Genomic DNA, 16,356 nt, shown 5'->3' with positions numbered 1-16,356 from the left:
GGGCGCGACAAGGTTCCCAACCGGATTTCCTCCATTCCTTCGTTCTTCTGGCATCGCGCAAAAAGGCGATGGGCTTCTTATGAGAAATGGTGGAGCAAGGAGCGTGCCAAGTTCTGAATATTTCTAAAGCGGGCGTTTCGTCGGCAGCTCTCCCGAGTAAATCGTTTTCCTCAGAATTGCTTGTGTAACGATACGTTACAAGTGTAAAATTCAACTGTAATGTTTACATCTTTATTCGCAATTGCAGCAAAACATTGTGCGAATGCGAAATAAATTCTTATCGACATTTGCGGCGTCCTCTATATTTTGAGGACAACGGTGCTTATTTAATTTTGTTCTACGGGATCGTTGCGATGTCACGCACCAACGCCCCATCACCGGACTTCGAACCGCCGCATGGTGATGTCTCGACCGAGCTCCTGGGCCTGATGTCCCGCGACCTGATCTTCGCGATGAAGTTCCTGGGCGAGAGCCAGTTCCGTCTCCAGCGCCATTTCCAGGATTTCATGATCGCCGAGCTGGCGGCCACGGGCGTGACGCAGGAGACCCATCCCCTCATCCACCTCTTCCTTGAGCGGCACGCCATCCTGCTGCGCGACTTCGTGTTCTCCGGTGTCGCCCTGTCGCGCCAGTTCCATATCGAGGACATCGAGCGGCTGACCGGCGATACCTCTTCGCTGCTGCGCGTGGATATCTGGGACCAGCTTCGCAGCCATGTGCAGATGGCCGAACGGCAGTTCCTGACACAATTGCCGAATTTGCCGGCGCTGCTGGCGGGCCTGGAAGATCCCATGCGGGTAGGAGGGGCGCCATGAGCGATCTGGACCTCCAGCGTGCGGATCTGCTCGCCCGCCGGCTTGCAGCCGTCGGGGAGGCTGCCGCCCTGAATGCCGAGGCCTTGCGGCTGACGCAGAAGCTCGCCGGCATCGAGATGGAGCTCCTGCGCATCGAGCTTGAGCTGGATCGCCATCCCGGGGACTGCGAGCTGGCCGAGGCCATGGAGGCGACGCGCGAGCAGCTTGCCACGATCGAGCAGAAGCAGAACGAGTGCGCCGACCTCTACAGCCAACGCGAGCAGGAGATCGCCGAGATCGATCACGAGCTCGCGGCGGCGATGGCCGGACTTGCAGGAGGTGGAGCATGAACGAGCACAGCAGGCCAGGCCTTGGCCTTTTCGAACTTCTCGGCCGGCACTGGCAGCGTCCCACGGGCATCGCCGCCGTCCGTTTCAGTCCCGATCTTTCGGCGGTGGCTTTTGCAGCGTCCGACGGCTCGATCGCGCTTGCCCCCGTAGCCGAGGCGGAGCCGCCCGAGAATCGCATCCGCATCAGCAGCGACCTCGGGCAGATGCGAATCCTGCCGCGCAGCAAGCCGCCCGCGCCTCTGTCGAGCGTCAGCGTGCAATCGGGCTCGCCAGCCCCACTGGTGCCCTATGTCGCCGCCTCCTTCCTCGTCGGCACGGATCACGGCGAAGTGAGGCGCCTGAGCGGGCAGGGCGAATTGGGCGATACCCTGTTCACCGCCGCCGGAGCGGTCACGGCCCTCGATCACTGGGGCGCCCTGGCCGGCTTGACCTCCGCCTCGGATGGCCGGCATCTCTATGTCGCACGCGGCCGCCAGGCCGTGGTGCAGATCCGCTTCGAGGAAGAGGATCCAATCAGCGCCATCGCGATCTCGCCGGACGCCCGACGGATCGCCGCCCTGTTCGGCCGGGGCCTGGCGGTGTGGACACTGGAAGGCGCCTCGCTTTCCCTGAGGGTGACGGCCCTGCCGGCGGCGCCGATTTCCCTGTGCTGGAACGAGGGAGGCAGCCATGTCGCCTGCGGTCTTGCGACCGGCGGCTTCAGCCTGGTCGGTGCCGCGCGCGGCAGCACCCATACGGTGATGAATTTCCCGGCGCCCGTGCGCAGCCTGTCCTGGAGCAGCCCGGCCAATGCCCTGATTGCCTCGGGCGCCTATCGCATCGCGGCCTGGCTCCTGCAGGACGGCATGGCCGGCGAGGCGATTTCCACCGGCCGTCCCGGCCTGGTGTCGGTGGATGCGGTCGCGGCCCATCCCCGCCGCGGTCTCGTGGCGGCGGGCTACGCCGACGGCCAGATCGTGGTGGCGCAATTGCGCGCCTCCGACGAACTCGTTGTGCGGGTCAGCGGGCCACCAGTGACGGCGCTGGTCTGGTCCGAAGATGGCCGGCACCTGGCGATCGGCGACAGCGAGGGCGGCGCCTCCATCGTCACCTTCCCGCCCCAGATTTTCAAATAGGCGGCATGCCTTCAACACGTCAGGAGATCGACATGGCAGACCAGACATTATCCGAGCAGGAGAGCAAGGATCTCTTTTTCAAAGAGCTTGAGGCCATCGCCCAGAGGATGGTCGAGAGGCACGGCAAGGATTTCGCCATGGGCGCGCTCGTCCTCACGGCCCGCTGGATCGCCGAGGACCGCATGAAGAAGCCAGAGCATGTGAATTGAGGGAGAGGTGTCAGAGTCTGGCTGTAGATCGCGGGAACCTCGACCTTTTGTCATCACCGGGCTTGTCCCGGTGATCCAGGGGGCACGTCGTCGGCTGGAGTTGCGGCTGGATGCCCGGGACAAGCCCGGGCATGACAAAATCAGCGCCTTCCTCGGTCAACTCGCGAATTTTGGATCAAGTTCCTCAGGCCCGCCCGGCCGCAAGGCGTCCTTCCTGGTAGAGCAGGCATACCGTCCGCAACACGGAGGCGAAATTCAGCATCTCGTCATGGAATTCCAGCGCCTCCTCATGCAGGGTCGAGACGAGCCTCGCCGTCGTCGTCCCCTCGTCTTCGGCGATTTCGTCGAGCACGGCCCAGAACGCATGTTCGAGCCGCACGGTGGTCGACTGGCCGGCGATTCGCAGCGAGCGGCTCACCTGCTGGAAGCGGCGCGGGCTGTGACTTGTGATCACGCCACACATGGCGGTCCTCCCCATTATTTCCATCCTTTTTTTGACGTTTCGACCGGAACGGCCGCCGCCCCCCACTGGAGGATCGGCCGCGGACACAGCGCTCGCAACGAGATCTGCAATCTGGAAATCTGCACTCCCTCCGCCGCCGGGAGGCCCCGATGGCGACATGGCGTTCCGGCGCGTCGCCGGCACTCAGGCGCACAATCAGGGAATAAGCACGGCGCGCCCGTGGATGCGGCCGTTGTGGAGGTCATGCAGGGCCTTGTTGGCGTCGGTGAGCGAGTATTCCACTGTCGTGAGCTCCACCAGCCCGCGATCGGCCAGCGCCATCAGCTCGACCAGTTCGGCCCAGGTGCCGACCAGATTGCCGATGATGTTCTTCTCGGTGATCACCATGTCCACCGTGGGCACCCTGATGTCCTCGCCATAGCCGACGACGTAATAGCTGCCGGCGGAGCGCGTCATCGCCAGGCCCTTGGCGGTGGTGCCCTTCTCGCCGACGAAGTCGATCACCGCTTCCGCGCCGGCGCCCCCCGTGAGGGCGAGCACGGCCTCGACCTCGTTGCCATCGGCCTTGACGAGCTTGTCGGCACCGATCTTGCCCGCGAGCTGCAGCGAGGCATCGGATTTGTCGACCACGATGACATCGGCCGCGCACATCGCCTTAAGGCACTGGATGCCGATATGGCCAAGGCCGCCGGCGCCGATCACCACGCAGCTCTCGCCGGGCAGGAGGTGGCGCGTCGCCTTCTTCGCGGCGCGATAGGCGGTGAGGCCGGCATCCGCATAGGCGGCGACGTCCTTCGGCGCCAGCGAGCGCGGCAGCGGCACGATATTGCGCTCCGAGGTGCAGAGATATTGCGCATAGCCGCCATTGCTGTCGAGGCCGGGGAAAGTCCCGGGCGCATGCATGTCCATGCCGCGCCGGCAGGCCAGGCAGGTGCCGCCCGAGATCTTGGGATGCACGATCACGGGATCGCCGACCTTGATGCCCTCGACTTCCTTGCCGACCTCTTCGACCCAGCCGGCATTTTCATGGCCCATGATCAGCGGCAGCAGCTTGTTGGCGTTCGGGTCCATATGCGGGCGCCAGACGCCTTCGATGATGTGCAGGTCCGTACGGCAGACGCCGGCACCGCCGATGCGCACGATGACATCGTTCGACTTGGCGATCTTGGGATCGGGCACGTCTTTCAGCGTCACCCATGCGTCCGACTTGAGGTCGTCGTCATATCGTTCCAGGACCTGGGCTTTCATGTCGTCTCCTCCACAAGCTGCGCCTTGACTGGGCAGTCCAGGGAGAACAGCAACCGCCATGCCAGGCCGTTGAAGCATTATAAATCAATGGCTTATGTGCCTTTCCGCTTCGATCCTGCGTCCACGGGCTGGACAGGCTGGACAGGAGGACTGTCCAGTTTCTGGTCATTGCGGTTGGCGCCATTCGGCCGATACTTTGTGAAACCATAGGATGCTGGGAGGAGCCATGCAGCATCTATCGGGCATGGATCGTGCACGATCCGCACTGGAACGCGGCGAGCGTTTTCCCGCTGGCCTGCTGCCGGAGCTGGTTGCCGAAAGCTGGCAGCGTTGCCGGGACATCGGGCTCGACCCGAATGCGACGCCGCGCGAAGAGGTACTGCCCTTTGCGCAAGTCCGGCGCAAGCGGGAGGAGACGGAGGGACTGCGCCGGCTCGCTTTGGCGGAAATGCAGCTCCTCTATTCGCAGATCGCCGGCTCGAACTTCATGATCGCGCTGGGGGATGCCTCAGGCATGGTGCTTGATACAATCAGCGACCCCGTCTTCGCCGAGAGCGCGGCAGGGCGAGCCATCATTCCCGGCAGCCGGTGGGACGAACGCAACCGGGGCACCAATGCGCTCGGCCTTGCCGCCATGGCTGGCCAGCCCGTGGCGATCTACGGCCGCGAGCATTATTTCGCCAGCCACGCGCATTTGAGCTGCATGGCCGCGCCAATCGTCGATTCACACGGCCGGGTGCTCGGGCTTCTCGACGCGTCCTGCGCCAACGAGGCGCGCCAGCAGCATACCCATGTGCTGGTGCGCATGGCGGCGGCGCAGATCGAGAACGGGCTGATCTTCCAGGAGTGTCCGGAGAGCTTCATCCTCGCCTTCCATCCGCGCGGGGAATATCTCGACACCCTGTCGGCTGGCCTCCTGGCGATATCGCGCGACGGCGTGGTCGCTGCCCTGAACAGGCCGGGTATCGCGCTGCTCGCCGGCCTGCCGGCCGCCGCGGGCAGCCACTTCCAGGACCTCTTCGACGGCGATTTCGGCCGGACCATCGATACGCTGCTCAATGGCGGGGTCGCCGCCATCCGCGACCAGGCCGGCAGCGCGGTGCTGATGGTCTGCCGCCAGATCGGCCAGCGCCGTCCGCGCCTGCTGTCGGCAACCACAGTGCCGGTCCGTGGCGTTTCGCAGGCCGGCGCACGGACGCCGGATTTCATCTGCGAGGACGAAGGCCTGCGCCAGGCGATCGCAGACCTCCCCGAAGCCGTGGCGATGCAGATGCCCATCCACCTCACCGGCGAGACGGGAACCGGCAAGGAGCTGATGGCGCGTCATATCCACGAGGTCAGCGGGCGCGAGGGCGCCTTCGTCGCCGTCAATTGCGGCGCCATCGCCGAGCAGCTCTTCGTCGCCGAGCTCTTCGGCCATGAGCGCGGCGCTTTCACCAATGCGCGCCATGAGGGTTCGGCCGGCCTTGCGCGCGCCGCCCACAAGGGAACGCTCTTCCTCGACGAGGTTGCGGATATCCCGCTGGCCGCGCAGACGGCGCTGCTGCGCTTCCTCGATTCAATGGAGGTCCGTGCCGTCGGCGGCCAGCACAGCCACAAGATCGACGTGCAGATCGTCTCCGCCACCAACCGGGACCTGCGCGAACTGGTGGCGGCGCGCGCCTTCCGCTCCGATCTCTTCTATCGCCTCGCCGCGCTCACCATCGCCCTGCCGCCGCTGGCCGTACGAACCGACTTCGCCCTGGTGGCCCAGCACCTCGTGCAGAAGCTCGCGCCGGGAACCGCCATCACCGACGCCGCCATCGCCCTGCTGCGCCGGCGAGCCTGGCCGGGCAATATCCGCGAACTGCGCAGCGCCCTCCAGAAGGCGCTGATCCGCGGCAAGGGCGGCTTCATCGACGAGGCCGCGCTCGATGACGCCTCGCAGGAGAGGGCCAGCGCCACGGCCTGTCCGGCCTGCCGCCAGAACCCCCTGGCCAGCCGCCGCTGCAGCGAGATCCGCGCGATCTTCGCGGCGACCGAGGGCAATATCTCCGCCACGGCCCGCCAGCTCGGCCTGTCAAGGACCACCGTCTACAAGCATGTGGCGGAGGAGCGGCCACTTCGCGAGGAAGGCCGCCCCTGAGGGCGTAGTGGCTTTAGACCCGATCGCCAAACGAGACAGGAGAGGCTGTCATCCCCGGCGCGCGTAGCGCGGGAAGGGGATCCAGGGGCCGGGGTCTCTGCCTTATGGGCCCCTGGATCCCCTTCCCCTCATTCTCTCTCGCTGGCGCTCGTGAGCACACTCACAAGCAAAGCTTGTGAGGATACGGCCGGGGATGACAGCCAAAGCAATCGAACCTAAAGCCGCCACGCTCCAGAATTCCTGCCGCGCCCGGTTCCTGAACCCGCGACATCAGCCGGGCAGCGTTTCGCCCACGGCGCCGCTTGCCACCAGGGCGTCGATCTGGTCGGCCGCATAGCCGAATTCCGCCAGGATCTCACGCGAGTGCTGGCCTACCAAGGGGGCGGGCTTGGCGATTTCGGCAGGGGTTGCGCTCATCTTCACCGCCGGCGCAACGACCTTGACGTGGCCGGCCACCGGATGTTCGTAGCTGGCGATGGCCTGCATGTGGCGCACCTGGGGGTCCTGCTCGGCCTGGAGATGCGTCTTCACTTCGCCGCACCAGATATCCACCGCCAGCAGCGCCTTCATCAGCTCGGCCGTGCTCCAGGCCTTGGTGCGCTTGGCTAGCTCTTCCCAGACCTCGTCGCGCCTCTCGAACAGGGTCTTGGGATCGTCATAGACCAGCAGGTTGTCGTCGCCGAGCACGCCGACGAGCCGCTTGAATGGGCTCATGGCGATGGTCACCCAGCCATCACTGGTGGGATAGACGCCGAAGGGCGCATCCATGCCAGGATGGCCGATGCCGGAGCGCGGGCGCTGGAAATCTTCGTGGAAATTCATCGCCATCAGCATTTCCTGGCCCTGATGGGCGAGCATGGCCGACATCAGGTCGACCTTGATCTCCTGGCCCTCGCCGGAGCGCTCCCGCCAATAGAGCGCGGTCAGGATGCCGTAGACCATGTTCATGGCGCCGATCTGGTCGGAAAAGCCCGAGCCGACCGGCACTGGCGGTCCGTCGCCCCGTCCGGTGGCGGCGGCGATGCCGGTCAGGCCCTGCAGCAGCATGTCCTGGCCGGGGCGGCTGAGATAGGGGCCGCTATCGCCGTATCCCGAGCCGGAGCAATAGATGATGCGGGGATTGATCTTGCGGAAATCCTCGTAGCCGAAGCCGAGCTTCCCCAGCACGCCGGGCCGGAAGTTCTGCACGACGATATCGGCCTTCTCGGCGATCTTGTAGAGGATGGCCTTGGCGTCCGGGGCCTTGAGGTCGAGGGCGAGCGAACGCTTGTTGCGGTTCCAGGCCAGGAAATTCGGGCTCTCGCTGCCGCCGACCCAGCGATTGTTGAAGGTCAGCGTGCGGAAGAGATCGCCCTGGCCCGGCCTTTCCACCTTGATGACATTGGCGCCCATGTCGGCCAGAAGCTGGGTGGCGAAGGGGCCCTGCAGGAGGTGGCTGAGGTCGAGAATGGTGACGTCGGCAAGAGCCTTGGGCTTGTCGGTCATATCGATAGTCCTTGGTCAGAAAAGCGGGCCGCGGCTCGCCTGGCGCGCCTGGCGCCAGCGCTCGCGCAGTTGGGAGAGAGTGGTAGATTCGGGCTGCCGGGCCTCCAGGGCGGCGCGGATCAGCGCGGCGGCATCGGTCTGGAAGGCGATGTAGCCGTCGAAGCGTGGGCGTACCCAGGCGCCCTCGGTGGTTGCGGCAGTGGCGCGATAGAAGCCACCCCATTGCGCGTTCACCGGAGCGGCCTGCCAGGCTTCGCGCAAGGAGGGCTGGCCGTCGTGATCGGGAATGAAGCCGCACTGGGCGCCGATGCCCATCAGCCAGCGCAGATGCGCCAGCAGGTCGCCATCGGGACGGAACCGCCTGGTGAGGGCGATGCCGGTGCCGCCGAGCACGCTGCCGCGTCTTTTCGGCTTGCCTGCCGGTGCCTCGGCAAAACGCAATGCCTTGCGACCCGGCGCGCCAATTGCATAATTCACATAGCCATAGACCAGCGGCACGCAGGCGATGCCCTCGCCGTGGGCCATGGCCTCGAGCAGGCCGATTGGATTGAGGCGCCGACTGAACTCCGGCGTTCGGTGATAGAGCTCGGCCAGAAGCGCCAGCGCCACGCGGCCGGTTTCCTCGTCCACGAGATCCTCGCCGCCCGGTTCGCGGCCGAGTGAGACGATGATCGAGAAGAGGTTGAGCACGGCGTGGGGACCGGCAACCGAAAGAGCCAGCGGCATGCGCCGGCTTAGTGCCACCATGCCCTGCCAATCGTTCGGCGGCACACCGACATCCGCAACGCGATAGGCGCAGACCTGCGTGGCGATGTCGAGCGGGATCGCCCATTGTCGGCCTTGCCAATGATAGCTCGCCATGGTCGAGCCCATGGTGGCCTTTTCCCAGTGCGTCAGCTCCTCCGGACTGAAGAATTCGTCGAGAGGAAGCAGGCAATCCTGCGCCACCGCCTCGCCGATATGGGGATGATCCAGCACAAGGAGATCGTAGCGGGCGGCAAGATCGGCAATGGGATGAGATTCAAAGCCTTCGAGCGGCTGCTTGTCCCAATGCAGCAGGCCGGGCGGGGCGACTTCGCGTGCAGCGGCGGCGAGCGCGTTGTACCCGCGCGGATGGTCCCAGGTCAGGCCGAGATATCTGGCTCCGCTCATCGGATGGAGGCCTCTACGCGCTGGCCCGAAGCCGTGTCAAAGAAATGCAGCTTGGCACGATCGAAGACGATGCCGATCGGCGCGCCGATGACTTGCCCTTCGGTCGGCCCGGTCTTGACGTTGACAATCTCCTTGCCGAGCTGGACGGCCACCAGGGTTGAATCACCCAGAAGCTCCGACGAGAACACGCTGCCGGCAAAGTCGGCCTGGCTTGGGGGTGCCAGGCGCAGATCCTCCGGGCGCTGGCCGAGGGTGAGATCGCCCTGCAAGCCGTCTGGCAGGTCATTCAACCGCCCGGCCGAGTGGTTGAAACTACCACCCTGCATGCTGCCGGGAATCAGGTTCATCGGCGGGGAGCCGATGAAGCCGGCCACGAAGGTGCTGGTCGGCCTGGCATAGACCTCGGCCGGGCTGCCCTGCTGCTCGATCCGGCCCTTGTTCATGATGACGATGCGGTCGGCCAGCGTCATCGCCTCGACCTGGTCATGGGTGACATAGATCGTGGTGGTGGCGAGCTCTCGCTGCAGGTGCTTGAGCTGGGCACGCATCAGCGTGCGCAGCTTGGCATCCAGGTTGGAGAGCGGTTCGTCCATCAGGAAGAGGCGGGGCGTGCGCACGATGGCGCGGGCGAGGGCCACTCGCTGGCGCTGGCCACCGGAGAGGGCGGCCGGCTTGCGCTGCAGGAGAGCTCCAAGTTCGACCTTTTCGGCCGCGGCGGCGATGCGCGGCTGGCGCGCGGCCCAGGACAGTCCCTTCACCTTCAGGGGATAGCCGATATTGTTCTCCACCGTCATGTGCGGATAGAGGCCGTAATTCTGGAACACCATGGCCAGATCGCGGTCGCGCGCCGGCTTGTCGTTGACGCGCGCACCGTCGATGAGGATGTCCCCGGAGGTGGGATCCTCCAGCCCGGCGATCATGCGCATGGTAGTGGTCTTGCCGCAGCCGGAAGGGCCGAGCAGGACCAGGAATTCCTTGTCGGCGATGTCGAGCGAGAGATCGTCGATTATCCTGAGCGAGCCGAAGCTCTTCCTGATATTGGTGAGCGTGACGGTTGCCATCTCACTCTCCCTTGATCAGCAGGCCGCCATCGACGCGCAGGATCGTGCCGGTGATGAAGGAGGCGCGGTCGCTGGCGAGGAACAGCACGGCCTCGGCCACTTCCTCGGGCTGGCCGAAGCGGCCGAGCGGGTGGGCCTCGTTCCAGGTGCGGATCAGGGCCGCGGGGTCGGGATGCTCGGCAAACACCTTCTCGTTGAGCGGGGTCATGATGGTGCCGGGAGCCACTGCGTTCACCCGGATGCCATGCGGCGCGAGATCGACGGCCGCCTGTTGGGTCAGCGAATTGATGCCGCCCTTGGCCGCGGCATAGGCGGCCCAGCCCGAAAAGCCGGTGAGGGCCTGCACCGAGGACATCGAGACGATGGAGCCGCCACCGCGTTTCCTCATCGCCGGCACGGCAGCCTTCATGCCGCGCCAGACGCTGGTGAGGTTGGTGGAGATCACGATGTTCCAGTTCTCTTCGTCGATCTCGTCAACCTTGCCGCCGATGGCGCGCGCGGCATTGTTGACGAGGATGTCGAGCCCGCCGAAGCGGCCGGTCGCTGCCTCTACGGCCGCCTCGATATCGCCGAGCGAGGTCACGTCGGCGCGGATGAAGTGGACCTGCCCGCCTGCTTTCGCAATCGCCCGGCAGGTCGCTTCGCCGGCTTGCGTGTCGATATCGGCCAGCACCACGCTGGCGCCTGCACCAGCCAACGCCTCCGCGCAGGCCTTGCCGATGCCCATGGCGGCGCCGGTGACGAGGGCGACCCTGCCCTTCAGATCGGATTGCGCCATCTCACTCACCCTTGAATTCCGGTTTGCGCTTGTCGAGGAAGGCGGCGATGCCTTCCTGCCCGTCCTGCGTGCCATAGAGCCGCGCCAGCACTTCCTGCTCAAAGGCGAGGGCGGTCGGCAGCGCGGCATCGGGCCCCTGACGGATCAGGCGCTTCATCTCCCTGGCCGCCAATGGGGAGACCTTGAGCACGCCGCGAGCCCGCGTGAGCGCGGCCTCCAGAAGCTCCTCCTCGGCGACCACCTCTGCCGCCAGTCCGAGCTGGAAGGCGCGCTCGCCTGAAATGCGACGGGCGGCGAGCATGATGTCGGAGGCCATGTATTTGCCGACGGCCCGGGTCAGGCGCTGCGTGCCGCCACCACCGGGGGAGAGGCCGAGCAGCCCTTCCGGCAGGCCGAGCTGGGCGGAGGCGGTGCAGATCAGGATGTCGCAGCACAGGGCAATCTCGAAGCCGCCGCCGAGGGCATAGCCGGCAATGGCGGCGATCACGGGCTGGGGCAGGGCTTCGAGCTTGTCGAAAACGCGGCGGCTTTCGAACTGGTAGGCGTTGAAGGCGGCCGTCCGGTTGCCACGATATTCGGCGATGTCGGCGCCGGCCACGAAGGCCTTGCCGCCGGCGCCCTGCAGGATGACAGCGCGCACCGAAGCATCGGCGGCGATGGCATCGATCGCGCTCTCGAATTGCCGGACCATCGGCGTCGACAGGGCGTTGAGCTTGTCGGGCCGGTTGAAGGTGAGGCTGACGACGCCTGGCATCGGCGCCTCACGCAGGATGAGATTTTCGCTCAAGGAATCAGCCTTTCCAAGGCACTAGCCTTTGACCGCGCCGGCAGTGAGGCCGGCGACGAATTGGCGCTGCAGGATCATGAAGACGAGCACGACGGGCAGGGAGATCAGCACCGAGCTCGCCATCAGCTCGCCGTAGCGGATGCCGTATTGGCCGATGAAATCATTCATGCCGACAGGCAAGGTGCGCATCTCCTTGGTGGAGGTGAAGGAGAGGGCGAAGAGGAATTCCTGCCACGTGACGATCAGCACGAAGACGGCGGTCGCGGCGATGCCGGGCCGGCACAGCGGCAGGATGATGTCGACGAAGGCACGGAACGGTCCGGCGCCGTCGATCGCCGCCGCTTCCTCCAGCGTGACGGGCAGACGGGAGAGGAAGCCTCTGAGCATCCAGATCGCCACCGGCAGCGTCACCGCCACATAGGCGAGGATCAGGGAGACATAGGTGTTGAGCAGGTTCGCCGCCCGCATCATGCGGTAGATCGGGATGATGATGGCGCTGCCCGGGAACATCTGCGCGATGATGACGAGGCCGAGCAGCGCCGACAGGATGCGGAGCCCGGACCGGGTGAAACTGTAGGCGGCCAGCAATGCCAGGGTGACCGTGATCACCACCGTGGAGAGCGACACCACCACGGAATTGAAGAAATAGGTGCGGAATTCCGGCCGGAAGGCGCTGATGTAATTGTCGAAGGTGGGGTTTTCGGGCCAAAGCCGCGCCGGGATCGAGAAAGGCTCGGTGGCCGGCTTCAGCGAGACGGAGAGCATCCAGAAGAAGGGCAGCAGAATGATCACCGCCAGCACGATCTGGAGCGCCAGCAGCGCTGCCTTGCGGGAGGTAGGGATGCGCCGGCTCATGCCTCGACCCTCCGTCCACGCGCCTGGATCAGGAAGTAGAGCGGAATGAGCACACCGAGCAGCAGGATCGAGACGACGCCGTAGGTGGCGGCCTCGCCGAAGCGGAACTGGCCGAAGCCGAGCTCGTAGATCTTGGTCGGGAAGATGTGGGTGGCGTTCTGCGGGCCGCCGCGCGTCAGCACCCAGATCATGTCAAAATAGTTGAAGGTGAGGATCGCCGTCAGCACGAGGTTGATGGCGATGATCTCCTTCACCGCCGGGATGACGATATCAAAGAGGCGCCGCACCGCTCCGGCTCCGTCGATGATGGCCGCCTCGATCTGCTCTTCGTCGACATTCTGCAGGGCGGCGAGATAGACGACCGTGGAGAACGGAAAGCCTTTCCAGACCGCGGCGATGATGGTCGAGGCCAAAGCGGTGGAGGCATCGGCCAGCCAGGGAATGCCATGGCCGCCAAGGCTGATCAGGAAGGAATTGATCAGGCCGAGCTGGGGATCATACATGAAGCGCCAGAGGATGGCGGCCACCACCCCCGGCAGCACCCAGGGCAGCAGCACCAGCGAACGCATCAGGGCTTGGCCGGGCAGGCGCTGGTTGAGCAGCAGGGCAGCAAGGAAGCCCAGCAGGTTCTGCAGGAAGACGACGCCGACCGTCCACAGGATCGAGTTGAGCACGATCCGTCCGAAGGCGCCGTCGCCGAACACGGCGCGATAGACCTCCAGGCCCACGAAGCGCGGATTGGGATTGATGAAGGAGGTCGAATAGAAGCTCTCGATCACCGTTCCCACCATGGGATAGTACATCAGCACCGCGATGATCAGCAGCGCGGGGGCAATGAACAGCCATGTCAGCCAGGGCGTGCGCGTGAGCATTGGAGCCTCGTGGAGAAGGGCGTGGGTGCCTTCTCCACTTCATGGAGAAGGCTTTCGCGTCCCTACTTCAACGCATCGATCTTGGCGCAGGCATCCTTCGCCGCCTCGACCGCATCCTTGCCGCCATAGACGTCCTGGGCCAGCGTGACCTCGACATCCGACAGCTCCAGATAGCGGGGTGAAAGCGGGCGCGGTGCCGCGTTCTCGAGCAGCGTCATGATCTGCTCGGGACCCTTGCGGTTCTTTTCCAGAAAGGCCTTCGCTGCCTTCACATTGGCAGGGATCAGGTCCACGACATCGCCGTTGACGTCCTCGCGCGTCAGGAACTGAATGAACTTCCACGCCGCGTCCTGATGGGCCGAGGACTGGAAGACCGCAAGGTTCCAGCCGCCATAGGTACCGACCGGCTTCTTGCCGTCAGGCGCGTGGCCGGGCACGAAATTCCAGTCGAGCTTGGACTTCTGCAGCGTCGGCTGTTCCAGGGCCGGCCAGAATTCCATGGCAAGCGATTGGTTGAGGAAGAGCTCGCGCATATTGCCGGAATTGGCGTTGTTCATGCCCGAGGGTGCAAACGGCACCAGCGACTGGAGATATTTCAGCGCGCCCACGGCCTCCGGGCTGGTGAGGGCGCAGGAGCCATCCTCGTTCAGCACCTTGCCGCCGTTCGAGAAGATGAAGGAATCGAGCACAACCACCGTGTCCTCTCCCTTGCCGGCGAACAGGCCGACGCCGAAGCGGCCTTTGGATGCATCTGTCAATTTCTGGGCGGCCGCCTTCAACCCATCCCAACTGCCGAGGCTGGCCGCATCCACGCCGGCCTCCTTCAAGAGCGCATTGTTGTAGAAGGAGAAGGACCAGACATCGACATTGAAGGGCATGCCCCACAACTTGCCGTCATAATTGGCCGAGTCCCAGGCGCCCTTGAAGAAGGTGTCGGCCTTGATGCCAGCCTTGGCGGCATAGTCGTCGAGCGGCGCCAGCGCGCCGGCCTTGGAGAAGGCGGCGATCCAGATCTGGTCGAGCGTGGCGACGTCAGGCGCATTGCCGCCCTGCACGGCCGTCAGCAGGCGCTGCTGGTATTCCGGGTAGGGCACCGTGGTGACCTCGATCTTGATGCCCGGATTTTCCTTCTCGAAGCGCTGGACGGCGGCCTGCTGATACTGGCTGAGGCCGGATTCGGTCTGCTGATTGTCCCAGAACTTCAGGGTGACGGTGTCGTCGGCCAAGGCGCCGGTCGATATCAAGGCGCTGGTCGACATCAGGGCCGCGGCGACGGCGGCAAGCAGAAGGCGTTTCATCCCAGTTTCCTCTTGTCTCTTGTTTATTTGCGGCCTGTGGCGGGGAGCCTGTCCGGGGAGGCGGACAGCTTCCCCGCCACGGGTTCGGCTTCGAGGTCCGCCAGCGTCACGCGCAGGCCCGCGGAGCTGCAGGCCAGGCGGTCGGCGGGCAGGGACCCGGAATCGGTGATCAGTTCGGTCAATTGCCGAAGCGGCACGATGCGATGGCTGGCTTCCGCGCCGATAAGCGAATGGTCGGCAAGCACGAAGACCTCACGCGAGGCGTCGGCGAAGCGCCTGGTCGCGAGAGCCAGGCGTTCGTCGCGAGCGGAGGCTCCGAAGCGCACCGACAGGCCATCCACCGAGAGAAAGGCCTTGTCGACGCGAATGGTCTCGAACAGCGCGCCAAGGCTCGGGCCGACCAGGCAGCGCTCTCGCGCGTGATATTCCCCGGAGGTCAGGATGACCTTGAGCCCGGCGCGGCCCGAAAGATGTTCCAGCACGCCGAAGGCATTGGTGATGACGGTGACATCCTTGAGATCGGCGATCGCCTCGGCCAGGACCTTGGCCATGACGCCGGCATTGATCAGGACGGTGTCGCCTGGATTGACGCGGTGGATCGCGGCCGCGGCGATCCGGCTGCGCAACGAGTGGATCTCGCGGGCGATGCCCGCGGTTGGCGCCGAGACGCGCAGTTCCAGTCCAAGTTCGCCGGCGCGCCGCTGCAAAGCGCGCGCCATGTTGCGATACCAGTCATGCGCCGGATAATGTGGCACGAAGCCGATGGAACGCCCCTTGGATTGGCGCCTCGCACCGGCGAGCGCGGTCGGCAGGCCGAGCAGGGTGGGCGCCTTGGGTGTGAGGACAAAGCCGTCTCCGTCCCGTCCGTAATAGGCGGATAGCGTCTGCATGGTCAGGACGACATGCGGCGTGCGGATCTCCGCGGGCAGGGGAGCGCCGGCAAAGGCATCCGCCAGCGCATCGACCGCCCGCATCGCCACGATCTCCGGAAAGAGGGCGGCGCAGGCGTGCAGGCGGTCGCCGCGCGCGAGAATCTCGAAGAGGCCCGCTCCTTCGCCGCCAACCGAGAAGGCAAAGGGCTCGATGCCGGCCCGGCCCGCCGAATCAAGGGCTGCGAGGACCGAATGGTCGTTGACGCCGAAGACGATGTTGATGCCCGGTACGGCGTTGAAGACGTCGAGACTTGCCTGCTGCGATATGCGGAAGCTGCCCTCGCCATTGATGCGCCAGTGCCTTGTCGGGCCCCCGAATGCGGCGGCAAAGCCATCGAGAAAGCCGTCGCACCTTGCCTTGGTGTTGGCGAGATGGTCGATCGCTACCGCCAGGATACGGGCCTCGGCCAGCCGCCCCGCCAGCATTCGCCCCGCGGTGACACCGAGATCGTGGCCCGCGGCGAAATTGTCGGGCCCCAAATAGATCCCGCCATTCTGGGGCGCCGATTCCGCCAGGAAGGGAATGTGGCGCCGCTGGGCCATCAGGCGGAGCGTGTCGGCCGTGCGCCCCTCGATGGGTGGGAGAATGATGGCATCGACGCCATCGATCGTGTCGTCAGGCTCGGCAAAATCCTCGGCAGCCGGCACAGGCGCAGCCTTGGCGCCGCCATGCGTGCGGACGAGCGCGCCCTGCTCCGCCAGCCGGGCGATGTCGCGCCGGATGGAAATGGACGAGACCTCCGGAAAGGCCGCGCCAATCTCGTACAGGCTCAGAGGGGACCTCCCGGCGAGGAGCTTCAGAATGCCGGCTTGACGCGGTGTGATCATTTTG

At 65.3% G+C, this 16,356-nt stretch carries 16 protein-coding genes; 5 read left to right on the top strand and 11 right to left on the bottom strand.

All coding sequences use genetic code 11. The features are described 5' to 3' along the window. Positions 1-353: 353 nt before the first annotated feature. Genes QQL24_RS25745 through QQL24_RS25730 form a run of 4 tightly spaced genes read left to right on the top strand, consistent with a single transcriptional unit; the run spans position 354 to position 2,468 of the window. On the top strand, positions 354-815 hold the full coding sequence (locus tag QQL24_RS25745) for a hypothetical protein (RefSeq protein WP_284315158.1): 462 nt from the start codon (positions 354-356) through the stop codon (positions 813-815). After that, complete coding sequence (locus QQL24_RS25740) at positions 812-1,144, top strand: hypothetical protein (protein WP_284315157.1); 333 nt, start codon at positions 812-814, stop codon at positions 1,142-1,144. The genes QQL24_RS25745 and QQL24_RS25740 overlap by 4 nt, the downstream gene beginning before the upstream one ends. Continuing rightward, positions 1,141-2,259: a WD40 repeat domain-containing protein gene (locus QQL24_RS25735; protein WP_284315156.1), complete on the top strand. Its 1,119-nt coding sequence runs from the start codon at positions 1,141-1,143 to the stop codon at positions 2,257-2,259. Before QQL24_RS25740 ends, QQL24_RS25735 begins: the two co-directional genes overlap by 4 nt. A 32-nt stretch (positions 2,260-2,291) precedes the next feature. Continuing rightward, the gene (locus QQL24_RS25730; RefSeq protein WP_284315155.1) at positions 2,292-2,468 is read left to right on the top strand and encodes a hypothetical protein; all 177 of its coding nucleotides are present in this window, start codon (positions 2,292-2,294) and stop codon (positions 2,466-2,468) included. Positions 2,469-2,652: 184 nt separating this feature from the next. Here QQL24_RS25730 and QQL24_RS25725 read toward each other — a convergent pair whose 3' ends face one another. Both QQL24_RS25725 and QQL24_RS25720 read right to left on the bottom strand, forming a co-directional pair. Continuing rightward, positions 2,653-2,946, bottom strand: coding sequence for a ribbon-helix-helix domain-containing protein (locus QQL24_RS25725; protein WP_284315154.1), 294 nt, complete (start codon positions 2,944-2,946; stop codon positions 2,653-2,655). 180 nt (positions 2,947-3,126) lie between these two features. Then, entirely contained in the window at positions 3,127-4,179 is a 1,053-nt protein-coding gene (locus tag QQL24_RS25720; RefSeq protein WP_284315153.1) for an NAD(P)-dependent alcohol dehydrogenase, read from the bottom strand. A gap of 226 nt (positions 4,180-4,405) precedes the next feature. Here QQL24_RS25720 and QQL24_RS25715 point away from each other — a divergent pair, with 226 nt between their 5' ends. Next, the gene (locus QQL24_RS25715; RefSeq protein ID WP_284315152.1) at positions 4,406-6,304 is read left to right on the top strand and encodes a sigma-54-dependent Fis family transcriptional regulator; all 1,899 of its coding nucleotides are present in this window, start codon (positions 4,406-4,408) and stop codon (positions 6,302-6,304) included. Positions 6,305-6,574: 270 nt separating this feature from the next. Here the strand turns inward: QQL24_RS25715 and QQL24_RS25710 are convergent, their stop codons facing one another. From QQL24_RS25710 to QQL24_RS25670, 9 genes are all read right to left on the bottom strand, one after another. Beyond that, the gene (locus QQL24_RS25710; RefSeq protein WP_284315151.1) at positions 6,575-7,789 is read right to left on the bottom strand and encodes a CaiB/BaiF CoA transferase family protein; all 1,215 of its coding nucleotides are present in this window, start codon (positions 7,787-7,789) and stop codon (positions 6,575-6,577) included. A gap of 15 nt (positions 7,790-7,804) precedes the next feature. Further along, positions 7,805-8,941 (bottom strand): type 2 periplasmic-binding domain-containing protein, encoded by a 1,137-nt coding sequence (locus QQL24_RS25705; RefSeq protein WP_284315150.1) that lies wholly within the window; start codon positions 8,939-8,941, stop codon positions 7,805-7,807. After that, positions 8,938-10,002: an ABC transporter ATP-binding protein gene (locus QQL24_RS25700; RefSeq protein ID WP_284315149.1), complete on the bottom strand. Its 1,065-nt coding sequence runs from the start codon at positions 10,000-10,002 to the stop codon at positions 8,938-8,940. Before QQL24_RS25700 ends, QQL24_RS25705 begins: the two co-directional genes overlap by 4 nt. A 1-nt stretch (position 10,003) precedes the next feature. Then, positions 10,004-10,780 (bottom strand): SDR family NAD(P)-dependent oxidoreductase, encoded by a 777-nt coding sequence (locus tag QQL24_RS25695; RefSeq protein ID WP_284315148.1) that lies wholly within the window; start codon positions 10,778-10,780, stop codon positions 10,004-10,006. 1 nt (position 10,781) lies between these two features. Then, positions 10,782-11,567: an enoyl-CoA hydratase/isomerase family protein gene (locus QQL24_RS25690; protein WP_284315147.1), complete on the bottom strand. Its 786-nt coding sequence runs from the start codon at positions 11,565-11,567 to the stop codon at positions 10,782-10,784. A gap of 21 nt (positions 11,568-11,588) precedes the next feature. Next, complete coding sequence (locus QQL24_RS25685; protein ID WP_284315146.1) at positions 11,589-12,422, bottom strand: carbohydrate ABC transporter permease; 834 nt, start codon at positions 12,420-12,422, stop codon at positions 11,589-11,591. After that, positions 12,419-13,294 (bottom strand): carbohydrate ABC transporter permease, encoded by an 876-nt coding sequence (locus QQL24_RS25680; RefSeq protein WP_284315145.1) that lies wholly within the window; start codon positions 13,292-13,294, stop codon positions 12,419-12,421. The genes QQL24_RS25685 and QQL24_RS25680 overlap by 4 nt, the downstream gene beginning before the upstream one ends. A 62-nt stretch (positions 13,295-13,356) precedes the next feature. Then, on the bottom strand, positions 13,357-14,592 hold the full coding sequence (locus tag QQL24_RS25675) for an ABC transporter substrate-binding protein (RefSeq protein WP_284315144.1): 1,236 nt from the start codon (positions 14,590-14,592) through the stop codon (positions 13,357-13,359). Between the two features lie 23 nt (positions 14,593-14,615). Continuing rightward, the gene (locus QQL24_RS25670; protein WP_284315143.1) at positions 14,616-16,352 is read right to left on the bottom strand and encodes a DeoR family transcriptional regulator; all 1,737 of its coding nucleotides are present in this window, start codon (positions 16,350-16,352) and stop codon (positions 14,616-14,618) included. Positions 16,353-16,356: the final 4 nt, after the last annotated feature.

Origin of the sequence: Labrys miyagiensis (assembly GCF_030160835.1) — a bacterium.
GTDB lineage: Bacteria > Pseudomonadota > Alphaproteobacteria > Rhizobiales > Labraceae > Labrys > Labrys miyagiensis.
Note: the sequence above shows the minus strand (reverse complement) of the source record. Positions and strands in the feature narration are given on the sequence as shown.

Excerpts from the sequence above, each read along its gene's own strand:
- QQL24_RS25680 (WP_284315145.1), bottom strand. The coding sequence starts at position 13,294 with ATGCTCACGCGCACGCCCTGGCTGACATGGCTGTTCATTGCCCCCGCG.
- QQL24_RS25740 (WP_284315157.1), top strand. The coding sequence starts at position 812 with ATGAGCGATCTGGACCTCCAGCGTGCGGATCTGCTCGCCCGCCGGCTT.
- QQL24_RS25675 (WP_284315144.1), bottom strand. The coding sequence starts at position 14,592 with ATGAAACGCCTTCTGCTTGCCGCCGTCGCCGCGGCCCTGATGTCGACC.
- QQL24_RS25730 (WP_284315155.1), top strand. The coding sequence starts at position 2,292 with ATGGCAGACCAGACATTATCCGAGCAGGAGAGCAAGGATCTCTTTTTC.
- QQL24_RS25715 (WP_284315152.1), top strand. The coding sequence starts at position 4,406 with ATGCAGCATCTATCGGGCATGGATCGTGCACGATCCGCACTGGAACGC.
- QQL24_RS25670 (WP_284315143.1), bottom strand. The coding sequence starts at position 16,352 with ATGATCACACCGCGTCAAGCCGGCATTCTGAAGCTCCTCGCCGGGAGG.
- QQL24_RS25720 (WP_284315153.1), bottom strand. The coding sequence starts at position 4,179 with ATGAAAGCCCAGGTCCTGGAACGATATGACGACGACCTCAAGTCGGAC.
- QQL24_RS25695 (WP_284315148.1), bottom strand. The coding sequence starts at position 10,780 with ATGGCGCAATCCGATCTGAAGGGCAGGGTCGCCCTCGTCACCGGCGCC.
- QQL24_RS25745 (WP_284315158.1), top strand. The coding sequence starts at position 354 with ATGTCACGCACCAACGCCCCATCACCGGACTTCGAACCGCCGCATGGT.
- QQL24_RS25735 (WP_284315156.1), top strand. The coding sequence starts at position 1,141 with ATGAACGAGCACAGCAGGCCAGGCCTTGGCCTTTTCGAACTTCTCGGC.
- QQL24_RS25685 (WP_284315146.1), bottom strand. The coding sequence starts at position 12,422 with ATGAGCCGGCGCATCCCTACCTCCCGCAAGGCAGCGCTGCTGGCGCTC.
- QQL24_RS25710 (WP_284315151.1), bottom strand. The coding sequence starts at position 7,789 with ATGACCGACAAGCCCAAGGCTCTTGCCGACGTCACCATTCTCGACCTC.
- QQL24_RS25700 (WP_284315149.1), bottom strand. The coding sequence starts at position 10,002 with ATGGCAACCGTCACGCTCACCAATATCAGGAAGAGCTTCGGCTCGCTC.
- QQL24_RS25725 (WP_284315154.1), bottom strand. The coding sequence starts at position 2,946 with ATGGGGAGGACCGCCATGTGTGGCGTGATCACAAGTCACAGCCCGCGC.
- QQL24_RS25705 (WP_284315150.1), bottom strand. The coding sequence starts at position 8,941 with ATGAGCGGAGCCAGATATCTCGGCCTGACCTGGGACCATCCGCGCGGG.